Source organism: Flavobacterium gawalongense (assembly GCF_007097265.1).
Lineage (GTDB): Bacteria > Bacteroidota > Bacteroidia > Flavobacteriales > Flavobacteriaceae > Flavobacterium > Flavobacterium gawalongense.
Genome location: NZ_VJZP01000085.1, coordinates 1 through 1,199 on the forward strand (window position 1 = coordinate 1; position 1,199 = coordinate 1,199).

1 protein-coding gene is annotated in these 1,199 nt (G+C 33.0%); it reads left to right on the plus strand.

All coding sequences use genetic code 11. The annotated features are described in order from the left end of the window. The coding region (locus FNW38_RS17365; protein WP_144065110.1) for an IS110 family RNA-guided transposase at positions 1-1,199 on the plus strand (1,199 nt) is incomplete at both ends.

Below are 1,199 nucleotides of genomic sequence, written 5' to 3' on the forward strand. Positions count from 1 at the left end.
ATGATGATGATGTTAGAGAGTTTGGGGTTTATAATGAGGATTTAAAAGCAATATCAGATTGGCTTAAAGAAAGTCAAATTAAAACAGTAGCAATGGAATCAACCGGAACCTATTGGCAGTCGTTGTACGCTATTTTATTGTCCGATGGATTTCAAGTAATTCTGTGTAATGGAAAATTTACCAAGAACATAAAAGGCAAAAAAACAGATGTGCAAGACTGTCAATGGATACAAAAACTCCACAGTATTGGATTGCTTTCTGGCAGCTTCTTACCTGATTTACAAACAGAGCAACTCCGCACCTATTGTCGACACAGAAGCAATTTAATAAATACTGCTGCAGACACTTCCCGAAAAATGCAAAAGTATTTGCGACTGCTTAATCTTAGATTAGATGTCGTTGTAAAAGATATTTGTGGACTCACAGGTTTAAAAATAATTCAAGCCATTTGCGATGGAGAAACTAATCCTGAAAAATTAGCCGCTTTTAGAAATGGCAATTGCAAAAAAACTGAACAAGAAATTGCAAAAGCACTTCAAACTAATGGTAGAAAAGATTATCTTTTTGCTTTAAAACAAGAATTTGAAACTTACAATCAACTACAAGATAAAATCGAAAAGTGCGACCAAGAAATCAAGATAATGCTTGATGAAGCTATTAACAGTGACGCTAATAAAAAACAGCATTATATTGATGAAAAAACACATAAAAGAATCAATAAAAACACCCCTAAAAACATAGATATGAATTTGTTAGGTTATCAATATTTTGAAGGTGTAGATTTACTAAAAATAGAAGGGCTTGGCCACGCAACTCTTCTTGCTATTATCAGTGAAGTAGGTTTGGAGGGAATAAGAAAATTTCCAACTGCAAAGCATTTTGCAAGTTGGCTTCGTCTGACTCCAAACAATAAAAAAAGCGGAGGAAAAGTTTTGAGTAGCAGAGTTCCAAAAGGAAGTAATCGTTTAAAAATAGCCTTAAGAAATGCCGCAAATGCAATAGGAAATTTAAAAGAATCTACTCCTTTGAGAGATTTTTTTCATAGAATAAATTTTAGAAAAGGCAGAGTGTCGGCCATTAGTGCCACTGCAAGAAAATTAGGCGTTATAATTTGGAATATGGTGGTAAAAAACATCCCGTACTATAATCCAGAAAATTATTTATATTTAGATGAAAAAAGAAAACTAGGAATTGTAAAA